The organism is Serratia sp. Nf2 (assembly GCF_003028435.1).
Taxonomy (GTDB): Bacteria; Pseudomonadota; Gammaproteobacteria; order Enterobacterales; family Enterobacteriaceae; genus Serratia; species Serratia marcescens_L.
In genome coordinates, this window is record NZ_PYTW01000002.1 from 170,687 (window position 1) to 186,753 (window position 16,067).

The window sequence follows — 16,067 nt, forward strand, 5'->3', positions numbered from 1 at the left end:
GCCTTGGGTTACGACAGCACCGAAGAAACCAGCAACTGGGTGTAGGGATGGTGCGGATCGTCCAGCACCCGGTCGGTCAGGCCGCTCTCCACCACTTCGCCCTGTTTCATCACCAGCAGGCGGTGGGCCAGCAGCCGCGCCACGCCGAGATCGTGGGTGACGATCACCGCCGCCAGCTGCATCTCCACCACCAGGTTGCGCAGCAGATCGAGCAGGCGCGCCTGCACCGACACGTCCAGCCCGCCGGTCGGCTCATCCATAAACACCAGCTTGGGGTGGGTCACCAGATTGCGGGCGATCTGCAGCCGCTGCTGCATGCCGCCGGAGAAGGTGGTCGGCAGATCGTCGAGGCGCGACAGCGGGATTTCGACGTCTTCCAGCCACTGGCCGGCCTGGCGGCGAATGTCGCCATAGTGGCGCTGGCCGATGGCCATCAGCCGCTCGCCGATGTTGCCGCCGGCGGAGACCTGCGGCCGCAGCCCGTCGAGCGGGTGCTGGTGCACCACGCCCCAGTCGGTGCGCAGCAGGCGGCGGCGATCGCTCTCCGCCATGGCGTACAGATCCTGTTCCTGGCCCGCCTGCGGGCGGTAAAGGATCTGCCCGCGCTGCGGTGCCAGCCGCGCCGAGATCGATTTCAGCAGCGTGGTTTTGCCGGAGCCGGATTCGCCGACGATGCCCAGCACTTCGCCGGGGTAGATATCGAACGACACGTCGCTGAAGCCCTTGCCGGGGGCGTACAGGTGGGTGAGCCGGTTCACCGACAGCAGCGGAGTGGTGCTCAAAGGGGTGGAAGTCATCAGTGCTGCGCCTCTTGCGAAGATTGCGCCAGCTGCTGCCGGCAGTAGTCGGTGTCCGAACAGACGAACATGCGGTTGCCCCGATCGTCGAGCACCACCTCGTCCAGGTAGCTGTGGCGCGAACCGCACAGCGCGCAGGGTTCGTCCCACTGCTGCACGCTAAACGGATGGTCGTCGAAGTCCAGGCTCTCCACCTTGGTGAACGGCGGCAGGGCGTAGATGCGTTTCTCGCGCCCGGCGCCGAACAGCTGCAGCGCCGGCATCATGTGCATTTTCGGGTTGTCGAATTTCGGGATCGGCGACGGATCCATCACGTAGCGATCGTTGACCTTCACCGGGTAGGCGTAGGTGGTGGCGATATGGCCGTAGCGCGCGATGTCTTCATACAGCTTCACCTGCATCACGCCGTACTCCTCCAGCGCGTGCATCTTGCGGGTCTCGGTTTCGCGCGGTTCGATAAAGCGCAGCGGCTCCGGGATCGGCACCTGATAGATCAGGATCTGGTCTTCGCGCAGTGCGGTTTCCGGAATGCGGTGACGGGTCTGGATCAGCGTGGCCTCCGGCGTGCGCTCGGTGGTTTCCACCCCGGCGACACGCTGGAAGAAGCGGCGGATCGACACCGCGTTGGTGGTGTCGTCGGCGCCCTGGTCGATCACCTTCAGCACGTCGGCGCGGCCGATGACGCTGGCGGTGAGCTGAATGCCGCCGGTGCCCCAGCCGTAGGGCATCGGCATCTCGCGGCCGCCGAACGGCACCTGATAGCCGGGGATCGCCACCGCCTTGAGGATGGCGCGGCGGATCATGCGCTTGGTCTGCTCGTCCAGATAGCCGAGGTTATAGCCGGTCAATACTTCACTCATCGTGGGCCTCCTGACGCTCGCTGTATTCCTGTCGCAGCCGCTTGAGCAGTTCCAGTTCGGCCTGGAAGTCGACGTAGTGCGGTAGCTTGAGATGGGAGACGAACCCGGCGGCCTCGACGTTGTCGGCGTGGGCCAGCACGAACTCTTCGTCCTGCGCCGGGCCGGCGACGCCTTCGCCGTAGTCGGGGCTTTGCAATGCGCGGTCCACCAGCGCCATCGCCATCGCCTTGCGTTCGGCGCGGCCGAACACCAGCCCGTAACCGCGGGTGAAGTGCGGCGGGTGGTCCTTTGGATCGACGAAGCCGTTGACCATTTCGCACTCGGTCAGCAGGATTTCGCCGATATCGATGGCGAAACCGAGCTCTTCAGGCACGATCTCGACCGAAACGTGGCCGGTGCGGATCTCGCCGGCGAACGGGTGGTTGCGGCCGTAGCCGCGCTGGGTGGCGTAACCGAGCGCCAGCAGAAAACCTTCGTCGCCGCGCACCAGCTGCTGCAGGCGCGCCGAGCGCGAGCAGGGGTAAACCGGCGGATTGCGGGTAATGTCGTCCGGCGTGCTGCCGTCGTCCTGTTCCTCCCGCGCCAGCTGTTGGCGACACAGCAGATCGAACACGTGGCTGCAGTTGTCCGGCAGCGGTTCGTCGGCCTGCGGCGCACGCGGCGCCTCGCCTTCCGCCAGCAGCGCGAAGTCCAGCAGCCGGTGGGTGTAGTCGTAGGTCGGCCCCAGCACCTGCCCGCCGGGCAAGTCCTTGTAAACCGCCGAGATGCGCCGCTCCAGCCGCATGTTTTCGCTGGCCAGCGGCTCACTGACCGCCAGGCGCGGCAGGGTGGTGCGATAGGCGCGCAGCAGGAAGATCGCCTCCACCAGATCGCCGCTGGCCTGTTTGATGGCCAGCGCCGCCAGCTCACGATCGTAGATGCCGCCTTCGGTCATCACCCGATCCACCGCCAGCCCCAGCTGCTGTTCGATTTGTTCTGCGCCGATCGCCGGCAGCGCGTCGTCGCCGCGCCGCAGCTGTTCCTGCAGCTGATGGGCCGCCTCAATGGCTTTTTCGCCCCCTTTTACCGCTACGTACATCAGCACACCTCCACGCGGGTGGTCCGCGGGATCGCCAGCAGGCGATCGCCGCAGGTCAGCAAAATATCCAGCCCCAGCGGGAAGCGCTGCGGGCGGTTGACCAGGTAATCCAGCAGCGCCGGCGGCAGGCGTGGCGCGATCAGGCGTTGGCTCTCGATGCCGGGGCCGGTCAGGCGCAGCGCGGCGCCGTTCTCCAGCTCGGTGAGCTGCACGATGACCGTGGCGCCGAACTCCGGCGAGATTTCCGTACCGTGCGGCAACGCCTGCAGATCGGCGGCCTGCAGCTGCTCATCGAACAGGGCAAAACAGACCTCCTGCGCCGTGGCGGCCAGCGGCGCGCCGCTGTGAAAACGAATGTTTGTTAGCACTTGCTCACTTTTGAGCGCCGCGCACAGCTGCAGCGGCGTTTCCTGATCGGCCAGCGTCAGCAGCGCGGCGGTGCTGGCGGCGTTCAGCGGCGCCCAGGCCGGGCTGTTCGGCAGCGTCACCCGGTGGCCCGGTTCGCTCAAGGCTTTAAGAATCAAACGGAAAGCGTGCTGCGATTGGTCTATCGGTTGTTCAAAACCGGTCAATAAACTCATGGCTTAATCCCCTCGCACCAGCGTAAAGAAGTCCACCCGGCTGGCGGCGATGGCCCGGGCGCGCAGCTGGCGCTGTTCGTGCTGCAGCGCAGCCAGCGGCGCGATCAGCTGTTGTTGCAGGCGTTCGCCGTGTTCCGGCTGTTGCAGCAGCGCATCGGCCAGCGCGCACAGCTCGGCGTGCGCCTTGTCGCGCCCGGCGATATAGCTGTAGCCGTAGCCGCCGTTGTCCAGCTGCACCACCGCGCGGGTGACCGTCATGTCCCCCAGCACGAAGCGGCGGCCGGTGGCGCCCATGCGCCCCTGCAGCTGGGCCAGGCCGATCTCCGGCGCGCGGATGCTGCGGTAACCCGGGCTGAGGTTCAGCGCCTGCCAGTGGCTGCGCAGCTGCTCGGGCCGGCTGTGCGCCAGCACCGACATCCAGCGTTGTCTCGACTCTAAGGCTTGCATTCAGTGCTCCATCGTCAGTTCAATCATGTCGGCGCGGGCCAGGCTGACGGAGTATTCCGCCACGTCTTCGCCGCCGCTGCGGACGTTAAGGGTGCGCACGCACAGCAGCGGCGCGTGGGTGGCGATCTCCAGCAGCCGGCTCTCTTTGGCCTGCGCGCGGCGCGCGCTGATGCGCGTCTGGCGGCGGGTCAGCGGCTGCTGGAGGTACTGTTCGATAAACTGGTGCAGCGAACCGCTGTGGAACTGCTGCAGCGCCGGCCACCAGTCCAGATCGGGCAAATAGTGGTCGATCACGCTCATCGGCACGCCGTTGACCCGGCGCAGGGTGCGCAGGTGGATCACCATTTCGCCTTCTTCACGCGAGAGTGCGCTGGCGACATGCCCGTTGCACGGGCGCAAGACAGCGAGTAAGCGCTCACTGGTGGGGTGGCTGCCCTGCTCGAACAGGTTCTGACTGAAGCGGGTATTGGCGTGCAGCGGGTAGTCGTAAGGCCGCATCAGCACCAGAATGCCGACGCCGTGGCGGCGCTGCAGCCAGCCGCGCTCCACCAGCTGATCCACCGCGCGGCGCAGCGTGTGGCGATTGACCTGGTAACGTTCGGCCAGTTGCTGTTCCGAAGGCAGGTAGTCGCCGCAGCGGTACTGCGTGCGCAGCTCCTGTTCCAGCTGTGCGGCGATCTGCTGATAGCGGGTGGGGTAAGTGGTCGGATGTCTAGATAACTCCATCATAATAAAAACCTCGTCATACCGATGGCTGTGCGATGAAGGCGGAAGCGGTGCGTTTCATCGGGCGTCTACCCTGTGGTTTTCAAGTTGGCATCATGGTGCCGGGCGCAGATGACAATTGCGTTACGCGGCGGTGGCGAACAGATGAACTATTTAGGACAGCCCGGGCGTGCACGGGCGGCGGCGGCGCGCTATGCTGGCGCCACTGTTGACTGACTCTGGCCGCTACCATGCCGCAACCTCTGAACGCCCCTGAACACGCCCCACGCGCCTGGCCGCTGTGGAAACCGATCCTGTTTCTGCTGGTGGTGGCCGTCGGCCTCTACTACGTCAAATGGCAGCCTTACTACGGCAAGGCCTTCGTGGCGGCGGACAGCCACTCGATCGGCAAGTCGATCCTGGCCGACGGCGCCGCGAGCCCCTGGCTGGCGGCCTGGCAGTACGCGCTGGTCTACTTCACCGCGGTGTGGAAGGCGGCGCTGCTCGGGGTGCTGTTAGGTTCGCTGGTGCAGGTGCTGATCCCGCGCGACTGGCTGGCGCGCACGCTCGGCCACCGGCGTTTTTCCGGCACCGTGCTGGGGGCGCTGATCGCGCTGCCGGGCATGATGTGCACCTGCTGCGCCGCACCGGTTGCCGCCGGCATGCGCCGTCAGTCGGTGTCCAGCGGCGCCGCGCTGGCCTTTTGGCTCGCCAACCCGGTATTGAACCCGGCGACGCTGGTATTCATGGGGTTTGTGCTCGGTTGGCCGTTCGCCGCCATCCGCCTGGTGGCGGGCGTAGTGATGGTGCTGGGCATCGCCTGGCTGGTGCAGCGCGTGACCGCCAACGACCCGCAGCCCGCCGCGCCGCAGCCGCCGCTGATGACGGCGCAGAGCGACGAGCGGCCGTTCCTTGCCCGCTGGGGCAAAGCGCTGTGGGCGCTGTTTTGGTCGACCATCCCGATCTACGTGCTGGCGGTGCTGGCGCTGGGCGCGGCACGGGTCTGGCTGTTCCCGCATGCCGACGGCGCCGTCGACAATAGCCTGCTGTGGATCATCGGCCTGGCGATCGTCGGCTGCCTGTTTGTTATCCCCACCGCGGCGGAAATCCCGATCGTACAGACCATGATGCTGGCGGGCATGGGCGCAGGCCCGGCGCTGGCGCTGCTGATGACCCTGCCCGCGGTCAGCCTGCCTTCGCTGCTGATGCTCAACAAAGCCTTCTCCGCCCGCGCGCTGTGCCTGACGGCGGCGTTGGTGGCGCTGTGCGGCGTACTGACCGGCGTGGTGGGTATGGGGTTGGTGTAACTTATCGTTGCTGATGAGTGGCCCGATGCTGTCTCAAAGCAGGAGATGGCATCTTTGAACGTTTGAGCACCGGCACAGCGGTTTATCTAAGCCATTCGGAGGTAGAAAAACGAATGGCTTTATTTAAAGCGAAAATCCGGGGGCGCTATTGATCGGCTTTGAGCGAGGAGCGGACCTTGTATTACTATATACTCTCAAAAGTGAATGGTACTGCTACCGGGATGCTCACATAAGGACCGAGGATTGGGCGGAGCAAAACTTATCGCCTGCCCCCCAGTTTATCAGGAAGGGTACTGCTAGTAATAACAAAAGAGCATTGAAAAGCGGCCCCAGCGTCATACAGGGCTAAATGGTATAATCCATCTGGTGGCCGACAGTACCCGTCTTGTGCGGGTTTTATTCTTCCTGTGGTGGGTTTTGTTTAAAGTAAAATGTTATTTTACTTTCTTCAGCTGAGCTTTCAAAACTGAAACTGAAATTTTTAAAGTCGTCACCTAGACCGTTTTTATCAAATTTCTGACAACTTAAATTACCCCACATATCCTCACAGCATATCGAAAAAACCTTGGGATCAGCTTTCTTTTCGTTAAGTAAGTAATTACCAAATGATTCTTTAGATAATGTGTTTGATATTCCAGAAAAAAGTGATAACTCAACATCATTATCGTTGCACTCAACTCCAATCCATTGGTGTATTTTAAAAGTTATTTCATTAAAATTAATGCCGTTTATTGTAATTTTCCTCGTGTCAAAATCGGAAACTATTTTATTGGCTTGAATAGAAGATTGCAATAATAAAGCAAATTGAGATCTCGTTAAACTAGATAGAAAATCATTGTTTTTTAAAGTGTCTTGAATGATATTTGTAAAGTTTGACATTTTTATATTATCATCGCCCATGAAACTTTTAAGAATATCAGAATTGCTAAGGTGGTCTTTTAAATATTTAATCTCTGTATGTTTGTAGTAGTAACACTTATCAGAAATGCAGAGTACGTCAATGGCTGGATTTGCCAAGAAATTAGTATCGTTATCATAATATCTGCTCAGTTCGCTTTTCTTGGCGTTACTTGAAAATGCGAATAGAACGGTAGGAGACTTCCCACCAATTGACCGAAATTTTCTAAATTTTTCAATTGTTGTTTCTAGCTCTTTCGCTGTTAAAGTTGATTTAACCTCAATGTTATATCTAACTGCTTCCATAGGAACGAAGGCAAGGTCGTTATTTATATATGGTGGTAAGATTTCATTATCATAAATAATAATATCACTTTCATTTGATTGCTCTCCATGCGAGTTCTCAATTATACCTCTTGAAATATCATACTTTCTTGGAATGACGTCTTTTATTATTTTTATCAACTCTACTTCATTCAAACCACCCTTAACCCCCTGGTGTTCTACGTTTTTATTTACAGCAAACTCTTGCTTTAATGTTTTTATTCTAGATGATATTTTTTCTGAGATAATGCTCATGTCAATGTTCTATCCTGTTTTTTATTATTCCCGATTTTATAACTTGTGATCTATCCAGACAATTAAGTGCTGTATATATAAATAACTAGCGTTCAAAGTCACTATAACTACGAGATTTTTTATGAATTTCACTTTTAATTCGTTTTTCTAGCTCGCGCTCTCGATTCTCTTGCTGGAAAATCGTAGACATCCGAAAAATCTCCTACATCTGGTCTTGATGCAATCCCTTAAACGGCTTCGTAACACAGGATAGTAAATCCCGTAATCTGTCCATTGCCTGAGCTGTCGATTCGACACACATCGTATTCATTTTTTGGTGTACGTTCAGCATCAGCGTTAGGCATCTCCTGCTCTCTGTAACAGCGTTGCAACGCACTGGCAACGCTTCCCATTTCCACCTGTTTTTTGCAGCGCATCATCGCGTAGTTCGCCAAACACCACCCTCATTCCCTTAGCTAGGCGGGGCATTTCGCAATGCCCCCGGCGGGCCACTTTTAAAGACAAGTGTAACTTACTAGACTTTGTTAAAGCAAAATCGTTCGGAAAACAAAACATCCAAAGGTCAAAGCCAATTGCGCCTTACAGGTGGAAGGCTTCACTACGTGTCCCCTACCACCCCGGACCTCGGCGGGATCTGCGCATTTCTGAATGTCAATCCTCTCTTGCGAAGAATGTAAAATATCTGACTGGCAGTTTTGAGCGATAAAGGGGACATTCGGGAGCTGGTTGACAAACGAGCCGGAGGGGCGGTTGACCATATTAGTAGTGATTCTAGAACTACTTTTGTTGATCGGCCAGCATTTATCCGCCGGCCTAGACAAAATTATTCGGCGAGACTTATCCTAGTAATAGAACCTTGCGGCTGAAATGTTGGAAATTCAGATCTTACATTTCCATCAGGCAACAAAAAGTGATGAGCTGCGTTTTCGAAGACTGAAGGTGATAGAGGAATAAGTGCGTTCGGATTGTGATAAACATCTAACCCTTCAGTCCAATATTCCTGGTAACTTTCATCATTAACGTTTAAATAAAACGGCAATGGCTCTGTAGCATTAGGGTCCAAGTTATACTGTGTTCCAATCCGCCTCATTTGAGTTCCTTCGGGGGCAAAACCATTCATTAACCCCATTCGATTAAATTTACCTAATGATGCGTCGTTTGAAAATATTACAGCACTTATATGTTCAGAGTTCTCCAGATTGAAAAAGCCAGAGGGGATCACTTTATCCCCCCATCTATGCTCATCAATTCGTCGTGGTAGTATTTGTAATTGACCGTTCTCATCATGCTGCCAATCATGAATGTAACCATAGAGATAATATGCCAATGAGTTTTTGGAAATTTTTCCTGATTCAGGGCTTATGCAATCAGTAATCGCTAAAATTAAAGGTTTTCCAACGCATACCTCCTTTAACCAGTACTGTTTTCTCAGCTTGGAAAATAAAGCGCTCCCGAACTTGATTGGGTAGTAGTTACGCTGAATATCCTCCAACTCTGCTGGGGAGGATGGTACTGGGATGGATTCAGCTACGCCCCTTGTCACTGTTGGGTTTACCGTGGTTGCTTCTACACAAAAACGACCATAAAAACCATGACATATAAAATCAGGAATTGCCACTTCAGGCTCGAGGATTACATCATTCTCGATGAGCATAGCAAATAAATATAACTCCCAAATCCGCTGTTTGAAGCCTGTAGTTTGAAACTGCTCAATAAAGTTTCCGTCAGCATCCTCATGCCATCTCATCATAGGCTCAATGATATTTTTCGCGGACAAATGCATTGGGTTGTTAATCAACTCATCAAATATAGGATCTAGTCTATCTTGCGTCCCATTCAACGGTGTAAAGAAGTCAACTGGAATTGTAGAATTAAATTCCCCCAGGTACTCCAAGCGAATATTATCAATATCTGCGTGACACTCTTCAATTCTTATAAATAAGGCTTCTTTGGCAAACTCAATATCAGAGAAAAACTCTGATATTATTACGTTACGATACCTTTCAGCATCATCTCTTACCATTATATTTCCTGCATACTCACCATCTGTATAATCGAATATCATACAGGCTACAATGAGTAGATCATCAGTTTGATACCAACCAACCTCCTTGCTAATAATTTTAACATCTGGAATTCTCGCATAAGCCGCAAGAGCATTAAATCTAGATTCTTTGATTGATTGAATTTCCACGCAACTCCACCTTATATAACTAATTAGCATGAACTGCTCCCCAGTGATTAACGCTGTGAGGAGTGAGCAATGTCCGCTTCTGGCACAAACCCGCCGATCAGATCAGGTTTAGCTCTGTGCCGTAGCCGTATCATGCCGACTTTGTATTAACACACGTCGAGACACGAGCTATCAGCTCATCGCAACCTATGCACCACCTGGTTGCTGCTGCCGCGCCAGATCAGCGCCGGGTCTTTCAAATCCTGCACGAACTTGCCGTCGATCAGCACGTTGAGTCTGTCCACCACCTGCATTTGCTGTGCGTCCAGCTCCGCCAGCCGGTAGCCGGTCCACAGCCAGATATCCTTGCCGGGGCACTCGGCGCGCACCCGTTTCACCAACTGCAAGATGCTCGGCACGTTGGACGGGTGCAGCGGATCGCCGCCGGAGAGCGACAGCCCCTGGCGCGGGACGCGCGTATCGTTCAGATCGGCGATGATGCGGTCTTCCAGCGCCGGGGTGAACGGTTGGCCGGAGTTGAGCCGCCAGGTGCTTTTGTTGTAGCAGCCGGGGCACTGGTGCACGCAGCCGGCGACAAACAGCGTGCAGCGGGTGCCGGGGCCGTTGACGACGTCAATCGGGTAGTACTGGTGATAATTCATGTGAGGCCTGCCCATCAGGCTATTTTACTGGCCATTTTGCCTCCGGGCAGGGCTCCCAATCCTCACGTACTGCGTGTACGCTGCGGTTTGTGCGCGCTGGCCGAAGGCAAACTGGCTGCGACAATCGCGCCTGATGAACAGGCTTCTGCATAAGCTGCGCGGTGCTTTTCAGCCGAGCTGCCCGTTGCCGAGGTGTTTCACCCGGCGTTTCACCTCTTCCTGCTTGCCGGCGTTGAACGGCCGGGCATCGGGGCTACCGAGGTAGCCACACACCCGGCGGGTGACCGAGACCTTGGCCGAGTCGTGGTTGCCGCATTTCGGGCAGGTGAAGCCTTTGCTGGTGCAGGAGAATTCACCGGTGAAGCCGCACTCGTAGCACTCGTCGATCGGCGTGTTGGTGCCGTAGTAAGGCACCCGGCTGTAGCTGTAGTCCCACACGTCTTCCAGCGCCTTCAGGTTGTGCTGCAGGTTCGGGTATTCGCCGTAGCAGATGAAGCCGCCGCTGGCCAACGGCGGGTAGGGCGCTTCGAAGTCCAGCTTGTCGTACGGATTGACCTTCTTCTCCACGTCGAGGTGGAAGCTGTTGGTGTAATAGCCCTTGTCGGTGACGCCCGGCACCACGCCGAAATCGGCGGTGTCCAGCCGGCAGAAGCGATCGCACAGGTTCTCGCTCGGCGTGCTGTAGAGGCTGAAGCCGTAGCCGGTCTCGTCTTTCCAGGCGTCGACGGCGGCGCGCAGGCGCGTGACGATCGCCACCGCTTTGGCGCGCAGCGCCTCGTCGTCATACACGTGGTTTTCGCCGCCAAACAGCGCATTGATGGTCTCGTGCAGGCCGATATAGCCCAGCGAAATCGAGGCGCGGCCGTTCTTGAAGATATCGGCGATGTTGTCGTCGGCCTTGAGCCGCACGCCGCAGGCGCCTTCCATGTACAAGATTGGTGCCACCCGCGCCTTGATGCCTTCCAGCCGGGCGATGCGCGTCATCAGGGCCTTTTTCGCCAGCTGCAGGCGCTGATCCAGCAGCGCCCAGAAGCGCGACTCATCGCCCATCGCCTCCAGCGCGATGCGCGGCAGGTTGAGGCTGATGACGCCGATGTTGTTGCGGCCGTCGTGCACCAGTTCGCCGTCCTGCTCGTAGGTGCCGAGGAAGCTGCGGCAGCCCATCGGCGTTTTGAACGAGCCGGTGACCTTCACTACCTGATCGTAGTTGAGGATGTCCGGGTACATGCGCTTGCTGGCGCACTCCAGCGCCAGCTGCTTGATGTCGTAGTTCGGATCGCCGTACTGGTGGTTGAGGCCGTCGCGGATGGCGAACACCAGTTTGGGGAACACGGCGGTCTTGCGGTTTTTGCCCAGCCCGGCGATGCGGTTTTTCAATATCGAGCGCTGGATCAGGCGCGACTCCCAACTGGTGCCGAGGCCGAAGCCGAAGGTGACGAACGGCGTCTGGCCGTTGGCGGTGTGCAGGGTGTTAACCTCGTACTCCAGCGACTGGAAGGCGTCGTAACACTCTTTCTCGGTGCGCGCCATGGCATAGCCTTTGGCGTCCGGGATCTGCCACGCTTCCGCCACCTGCAGGTGTTTGCGGAAGCTCTCGTCGACGAACGGCGCCAGAATTTCATCGATGCGGTTGATTGTGGTGCCGCCATAGATATGGCTGGCGACCTGGGCGATGATCTGCGCGGTCACGGCGGTGGCGGTAGAGATCGACTTCGGCGGCTCAATCTCGGCGTTGCCCATCTTGAAGCCGTTGGTCAGCATGCCTTTCAGATCGATCAGCATGCAGTTGAACATCGGGAAGAACGGCGAGTAGTCGAGATCGTGGTAGTGAATTTCGCCGCGTTCATGGGCCAGCACCACGTCGCGCGGCAGGATGTGCTGCTTGGCGTAGTGTTTGGCGACGATGCCCGCCAGCAGGTCGCGCTGGGTGGGGATCACCTTGCTGTCCTTGTTGGCGTTCTCGTTCAGCAGCGCGCGGTTGCTCTGCTCGACCAGGCCGCGAATCTCCTGGTTCAGGCGGCCGCGCAGCTCGCGCGCCACGTCGCGATCGTGGCGGTATTCGATATAGGCGCGCGCCAGCTGTTTGTACTCGCCGGCCATCAGCTGGTTTTCCACCGCCTGCTGGATCTCGTGGATATCGACGCGCGGCTGCTGCTCCATGCGCTGAGCGACCACGCGGGCGACGGTGGCGCAGTAGTCGGCGTCGACCACGCCCACCGCCAGCGCGGCGCGCTCGATGGCCTGCGCGATGCGCGCTTCGTCAAAAGGTACCTGGCAACCGTCCCGCTTAATCACTACTGGTTTCACGTTGTACTCCTTGTTCCCCGAGGGAGCGTTCATACCCGCCTGGCGTGGCGAGCAACCGTCAAATTTCGCTTATCCACAGGGCAAAGCCGCAGCGCGCAAGGGCTGTGGCGGCGTGTGGATGATTTTGTGGATAACTACTATATATAGGTGTTCATAATTCTTAATGCACTATATATAGATATTGGCGAGATTCTTTTGATGTAGAACAAGGAAAACGGAAGAGCGTGCGCAAGCTGAACAGTCGTCAATCGCTCACTGGCCGATCGCGAAAATGCGCCAGCAGAAAATCGACCCAGACGCGCACCCGCGGCGGCAGATCCGCCGAGGCGTAATAGAGCCACAGCTGCACCGGGCGCGGCCAGCACTCCGCCAGCACCGGCCGCAGCGTGCCCTGCTCAAAGTGCTTTTCGAGGTACCAGCGCGCCAGGTTGACGATGCCGAGCCCGGCCAGCGCCGCATCCAGCAACATCTCCGGCCGGCTGACCACCAGCCGGCCGTTCAGATCCAGCGCCAGCGTTTCGCCCTGATGGCGCAGCTGCCATTTGACGTGGCGGCCGTTGCTGGGGTTGCGGTGCAGCAGGCAGTCGTGCCGCAGCAGATCGTGCGGCGTTTGCGGTTCACCGCGCCGCGCCAGATAGTCGGGCGACGCCGCCAGCACCATGTGCATCGGGTAGAGCGGGCGGGCCACCAGCCGGCTGTCGGGATCGACCCGGCTGCCGATGCCGACGTCGAAACCTTCGCCCACCAGATTCACCACCCGGGCGTCCAGCGACAGATCGAGATCGATCTGCGGGTAGCGCGCCAGAAATTGCGGGATCAACGGCATCAGCATCTGGCGGCCGAAGCCGGGGATCATCGTGACGCGCACCACCCCGGCCGGCGCCTGCCGTTCGCCGCCGGCGCTTTCCAGCGTCGCCGCCAACGCCTGCCACAGCGGCGCCACCTGCGCCAGCAGCGCTTTGCCCTCGTCGGTCAGCAGCACGTTGTGGGTGTTGCGCTGAAACAGCCGCAGCGCCAGCTTCTCTTCCAGCGCGCGGATATTTTTGCTGACCGCCGCCGGCGTGACGCCCAGCTGGCGGGCGGCGGCGGAGAAATTTTGCGCCTGCGCGGCGGCGAGGAAGGCCGGCAGCAGGCGGTGCACGTCAAAGGGCAGCGACATAGTGGTTGATACTTTCGGTTGAAATTGAAGTGACCTTGAACAGCCTACACCCGAAGCGGCAGAAATGGAAAAATGCCTCATCTTCTTTACGTTCAAGGAATCCTTTATGTCACGCATTTTAGTGTTAACCGCCCACCGCACCCCCGACGAGTCGCGCATCAACCAGGCGCTGATCGAGGCCGTGCGCCCGCTGCCTAACGTGACCGTGCACGAGCTTATCCGCGCTTACCCGGATTACCGCATCGACGTGGCGCGTGAACAGGAGCTGCTGGAAAGTCATGATGCGGTGGTGATGATGTTCCCGTTTTTCTGGTACAGCTCGCCGGCGATCCTGCGCGAATGGCAGGACGCGGTATTAACCTATGGTTTCGCCTACGGCAGCGAGGGCACTAAACTGCACGGCAAGCCGCTGCAGCTGGTGGTGAGCACCGGCGGCAACGCGCAGGCCTACACGCCGGCAGGCTACAACCGCTATCCGGTGCAGGATCTGCTGCTGCCGTTCCACGCGCTGGCTAACCTGACCGGCATGGATTATCTGCCGCCGCATCTGGTGCAGGGCGTGACCGACATGAGCGATGAGCAGTTGGCGCAAGCGGCCGCCGGGGTGGTGGCGCTGATGGGGACATTGTAGGGCGCAGCGCTCGCCGCGCCCTGCGGGGTTAGTCTTCGAGCAGCCACCACACCGCTTCGAACGGCCGCAGCGTCAGCGCCTGCGGCTGATCCGCCGAGTCGCTGTAGTTGCTCATCAGCGGGCGCCACTGGGCGGAGGCTTCCACGCCTTCCGCCGCCCAGGCCAGCGGTTCGCGGCTCAGGTTGGCCACCACCAGCAGGCGCTGGCCGTTCCAGCTGCGCTGATAGCACCACAGCGCCGGGTGATCCGGCGCCAGATCCTGATAGTCGCCGTGGGTCAGCAGCGGATACTGCTTGCGCAGGGTGATCAGTTGGCGGTAGGCGTAAAACACCGAGTCGAGATCGGCCAGCGCCGCGTCGGCGTTGATCTGCGGGTAGTTCTCGGCGCAGCCGATCCACGGCGTGCCGGTGGTGAAACCGGCGTGCGGCGCGGAGCTCCACTGCATCGGCGTGCGGCCGTTGTCGCGCGATTTGTCCGCCAGGATCGCCAGCAGTTCGGCGTCGCCGCGGCCCTGGGCGCTCAGTTCGGCGTACATGTTCAGGCTTTCCACGTCGCGATACTGCTCGATGGCGCGGAAGCCGGGGTTGGTCATGCCGATCTCTTCACCCTGGTAGATATAAGGCGTGCCCTGCATACCGTGCAGCACCATCGCCAGCATTTTGGCGGCCGGTACTCGCAGTGCGCCTTCATCGCCAAAGCGCGACACGATGCGCGGTTGATCGTGGTTACACCAGAACAGCGCGTTCCAGGCGCGGTTATGCATCCCTTGCTGCCAGTGGCGGAAGATCTGCTTCAGTTCCACATAATCCGGCGCCGCCCGCGTCCATTTTTCACCGCCGGCGTAGTCCACTTTTAGGTGGTGGAAGTTGAAGGTCATCGACAGCTCTTCGCCGCTCTGCGCCGCGTACTGCTGGCAATGCTCAAGCGTGGTGGAAGACATCTCGCCCACCGTCATCAGGCCGCGTGGCTGGAACACGTCGCGGCTCATTTCCTGCAGGAACTCGTGAATGCGCGGGCCGTCGGTGTAGAAGCGGCGGCCGTCACCCTGGCTGTCGGACGGGAAATCCTGCTGCTTGGACACCAGGTTGATCACGTCGAGGCGCAGGCCGTCGACGCCTTTGTCCGCCCAGAACTGACACACTTTCTTCAGCTCTTCGCGCACCGGCGGGTGTTCCCAGTTGAGATCCGCCTGCTCGGTGGCGAACAGGTGCAGGTAGTACTGGCCGCTGTCGGCGTGCCACTGCCAGGCATTGCCGCCGAACTTGGAGCGCCAGTTGTTCGGCGGCGTATCCCCTTCGCCGTCGCGCCAGACGTAGAACTGGCGATACGGGCTGTGGCGATCCTGCGCGGCTTTGAACCACGGGTGCTCGGTCGAGGTGTGGTTGAACACCATGTCCATCACGATGCGGATGCCGCGCCGGTGGGCGGCGGCGACCAGCTGCTCGAAGTCCGCCATGGTGCCGTAAGCCGGATCGATGGCGCAGTAGTCCGCCACGTCATAGCCGTTGTCCACCTGGGGTGAGACGTAGACCGGCGTCAGCCAGATGGCGTCGACGCCCAGCTCCTGCAGATAGTCCAGCCGCCGGGTCACGCCGGTCAAATCGCCGTAGCCGTTGCCGGTGCTGTCTTGAAAACTCTTCGGATAAATTTGGTAGATGACGCCGTTCTGCCACCAGGGGGTTGGGTTGCTCATAGATCAATACCTTTGAATCGTGACAACGGGCCTGTACCCTTCATCTTTCAAACTGCAGCGTTGTTGGCTGCTGGCGCTGCACCCCAGTCACTTACTTGAGTAAGCTCCTGGGGATTTGCACCCTTGCCGCCTAGCTACAGCTCGAAAGCTATAGGGTATTTCCAGCCCCTACATTCATGTTGCGTATTTTG

At 58.6% G+C, this 16,067-nt stretch carries 14 protein-coding genes; 2 read left to right on the top strand and 12 right to left on the bottom strand.

Annotation, left to right across the window (positions count from 1 at the left end):
- Positions 1-8: 8 nt before the first annotated feature.
- Genes phnK through phnF form a run of 6 tightly spaced genes read right to left on the bottom strand, consistent with a single transcriptional unit; the run spans position 9 to position 4,492 of the window.
- Positions 9-797 carry a phosphonate C-P lyase system protein PhnK gene (gene phnK / locus C9411_RS05865; protein ID WP_038879071.1) on the bottom strand — a complete coding sequence of 263 codons (789 nt, stop codon included), beginning with the start codon at positions 795-797 and terminating at the stop codon, positions 9-11.
- Positions 797-1,657 carry an alpha-D-ribose 1-methylphosphonate 5-phosphate C-P-lyase PhnJ gene (locus tag C9411_RS05870; protein ID WP_004933420.1) on the bottom strand — a complete coding sequence of 287 codons (861 nt, stop codon included), beginning with the start codon at positions 1,655-1,657 and terminating at the stop codon, positions 797-799. The genes phnK and C9411_RS05870 overlap by 1 nt, the downstream gene beginning before the upstream one ends.
- Positions 1,650-2,735, bottom strand: coding sequence for a carbon-phosphorus lyase complex subunit PhnI (locus C9411_RS05875; RefSeq protein ID WP_107226647.1), 1,086 nt, complete (start codon positions 2,733-2,735; stop codon positions 1,650-1,652). The genes C9411_RS05870 and C9411_RS05875 overlap by 8 nt, the downstream gene beginning before the upstream one ends.
- A complete protein-coding gene (gene phnH, locus C9411_RS05880) occupies positions 2,735-3,316 on the bottom strand; it encodes a phosphonate C-P lyase system protein PhnH (RefSeq protein WP_107226648.1) in 582 nt (193 codons plus the stop codon). Before phnH ends, C9411_RS05875 begins: the two co-directional genes overlap by 1 nt.
- A gap of 3 nt (positions 3,317-3,319) precedes the next feature.
- Positions 3,320-3,763, bottom strand: coding sequence for a phosphonate C-P lyase system protein PhnG (phnG, locus tag C9411_RS05885; protein ID WP_019453314.1), 444 nt, complete (start codon positions 3,761-3,763; stop codon positions 3,320-3,322).
- A complete protein-coding gene (gene phnF / locus C9411_RS05890; RefSeq protein WP_199200117.1) occupies positions 3,764-4,492 on the bottom strand; it encodes a phosphonate metabolism transcriptional regulator PhnF in 729 nt (242 codons plus the stop codon).
- A gap of 227 nt (positions 4,493-4,719) precedes the next feature.
- Here phnF and C9411_RS05895 point away from each other — a divergent pair, with 227 nt between their 5' ends.
- The gene (locus tag C9411_RS05895; protein WP_047729220.1) at positions 4,720-5,775 is read left to right on the top strand and encodes a permease; all 1,056 of its coding nucleotides are present in this window, start codon (positions 4,720-4,722) and stop codon (positions 5,773-5,775) included.
- 396 nt (positions 5,776-6,171) lie between these two features.
- On the opposite strand, the gene C9411_RS05900 is transcribed toward C9411_RS05895, so the two are convergent.
- From C9411_RS05900 to C9411_RS05930, 5 genes are all read right to left on the bottom strand, one after another.
- Positions 6,172-7,251: a DUF6602 domain-containing protein gene (locus C9411_RS05900; RefSeq protein WP_107226649.1), complete on the bottom strand. Its 1,080-nt coding sequence runs from the start codon at positions 7,249-7,251 to the stop codon at positions 6,172-6,174.
- Between the two features lie 823 nt (positions 7,252-8,074).
- A complete protein-coding gene (locus C9411_RS05910) occupies positions 8,075-9,445 on the bottom strand; it encodes a hypothetical protein (RefSeq protein ID WP_107226797.1) in 1,371 nt (456 codons plus the stop codon).
- A 176-nt stretch (positions 9,446-9,621) separates the two neighbouring features.
- A complete protein-coding gene (nrdG, locus tag C9411_RS05915) occupies positions 9,622-10,086 on the bottom strand; it encodes an anaerobic ribonucleoside-triphosphate reductase-activating protein (protein WP_107226650.1) in 465 nt (154 codons plus the stop codon).
- Positions 10,087-10,254: 168 nt separating this feature from the next.
- Positions 10,255-12,393, bottom strand: coding sequence for an anaerobic ribonucleoside-triphosphate reductase (gene nrdD, locus C9411_RS05925; RefSeq protein WP_107226651.1), 2,139 nt, complete (start codon positions 12,391-12,393; stop codon positions 10,255-10,257).
- A gap of 244 nt (positions 12,394-12,637) precedes the next feature.
- Positions 12,638-13,552, bottom strand: coding sequence for a LysR family transcriptional regulator (locus tag C9411_RS05930; RefSeq protein ID WP_033636854.1), 915 nt, complete (start codon positions 13,550-13,552; stop codon positions 12,638-12,640).
- Between the two features lie 106 nt (positions 13,553-13,658).
- Between C9411_RS05930 and C9411_RS05935 the strand changes: the two genes are divergently transcribed.
- On the top strand, positions 13,659-14,183 hold the full coding sequence (locus C9411_RS05935) for an NAD(P)H-dependent oxidoreductase (RefSeq protein ID WP_049232467.1): 525 nt from the start codon (positions 13,659-13,661) through the stop codon (positions 14,181-14,183).
- A gap of 28 nt (positions 14,184-14,211) precedes the next feature.
- On the opposite strand, the gene treC is transcribed toward C9411_RS05935, so the two are convergent.
- Positions 14,212-15,876 (bottom strand): alpha,alpha-phosphotrehalase, encoded by a 1,665-nt coding sequence (gene treC, locus C9411_RS05940; protein WP_107226652.1) that lies wholly within the window; start codon positions 15,874-15,876, stop codon positions 14,212-14,214.
- Positions 15,877-16,067: the final 191 nt, after the last annotated feature.

Coding starts and splice junctions, on each gene's coding strand:
- phnK (WP_038879071.1), bottom strand. CDS start 797: ATGACTTCCACCCCTTTGAGCACCACTCCGCTGCTGTCGGTGAACCGG.
- C9411_RS05870 (WP_004933420.1), bottom strand. CDS start 1,657: ATGAGTGAAGTATTGACCGGCTATAACCTCGGCTATCTGGACGAGCAG.
- C9411_RS05875 (WP_107226647.1), bottom strand. CDS start 2,735: ATGTACGTAGCGGTAAAAGGGGGCGAAAAAGCCATTGAGGCGGCCCAT.
- phnH (WP_107226648.1), bottom strand. CDS start 3,316: ATGAGTTTATTGACCGGTTTTGAACAACCGATAGACCAATCGCAGCAC.
- phnG (WP_019453314.1), bottom strand. CDS start 3,763: ATGCAAGCCTTAGAGTCGAGACAACGCTGGATGTCGGTGCTGGCGCAC.
- phnF (WP_199200117.1), bottom strand. CDS start 4,492: ATGATGGAGTTATCTAGACATCCGACCACTTACCCCACCCGCTATCAG.
- C9411_RS05895 (WP_047729220.1), top strand. CDS start 4,720: ATGCCGCAACCTCTGAACGCCCCTGAACACGCCCCACGCGCCTGGCCG.
- C9411_RS05900 (WP_107226649.1), bottom strand. CDS start 7,251: ATGAGCATTATCTCAGAAAAAATATCATCTAGAATAAAAACATTAAAG.
- nrdG (WP_107226650.1), bottom strand. CDS start 10,086: ATGAATTATCACCAGTACTACCCGATTGACGTCGTCAACGGCCCCGGC.
- C9411_RS05930 (WP_033636854.1), bottom strand. CDS start 13,552: ATGTCGCTGCCCTTTGACGTGCACCGCCTGCTGCCGGCCTTCCTCGCC.
- C9411_RS05935 (WP_049232467.1), top strand. CDS start 13,659: ATGTCACGCATTTTAGTGTTAACCGCCCACCGCACCCCCGACGAGTCG.
- treC (WP_107226652.1), bottom strand. CDS start 15,876: ATGAGCAACCCAACCCCCTGGTGGCAGAACGGCGTCATCTACCAAATT.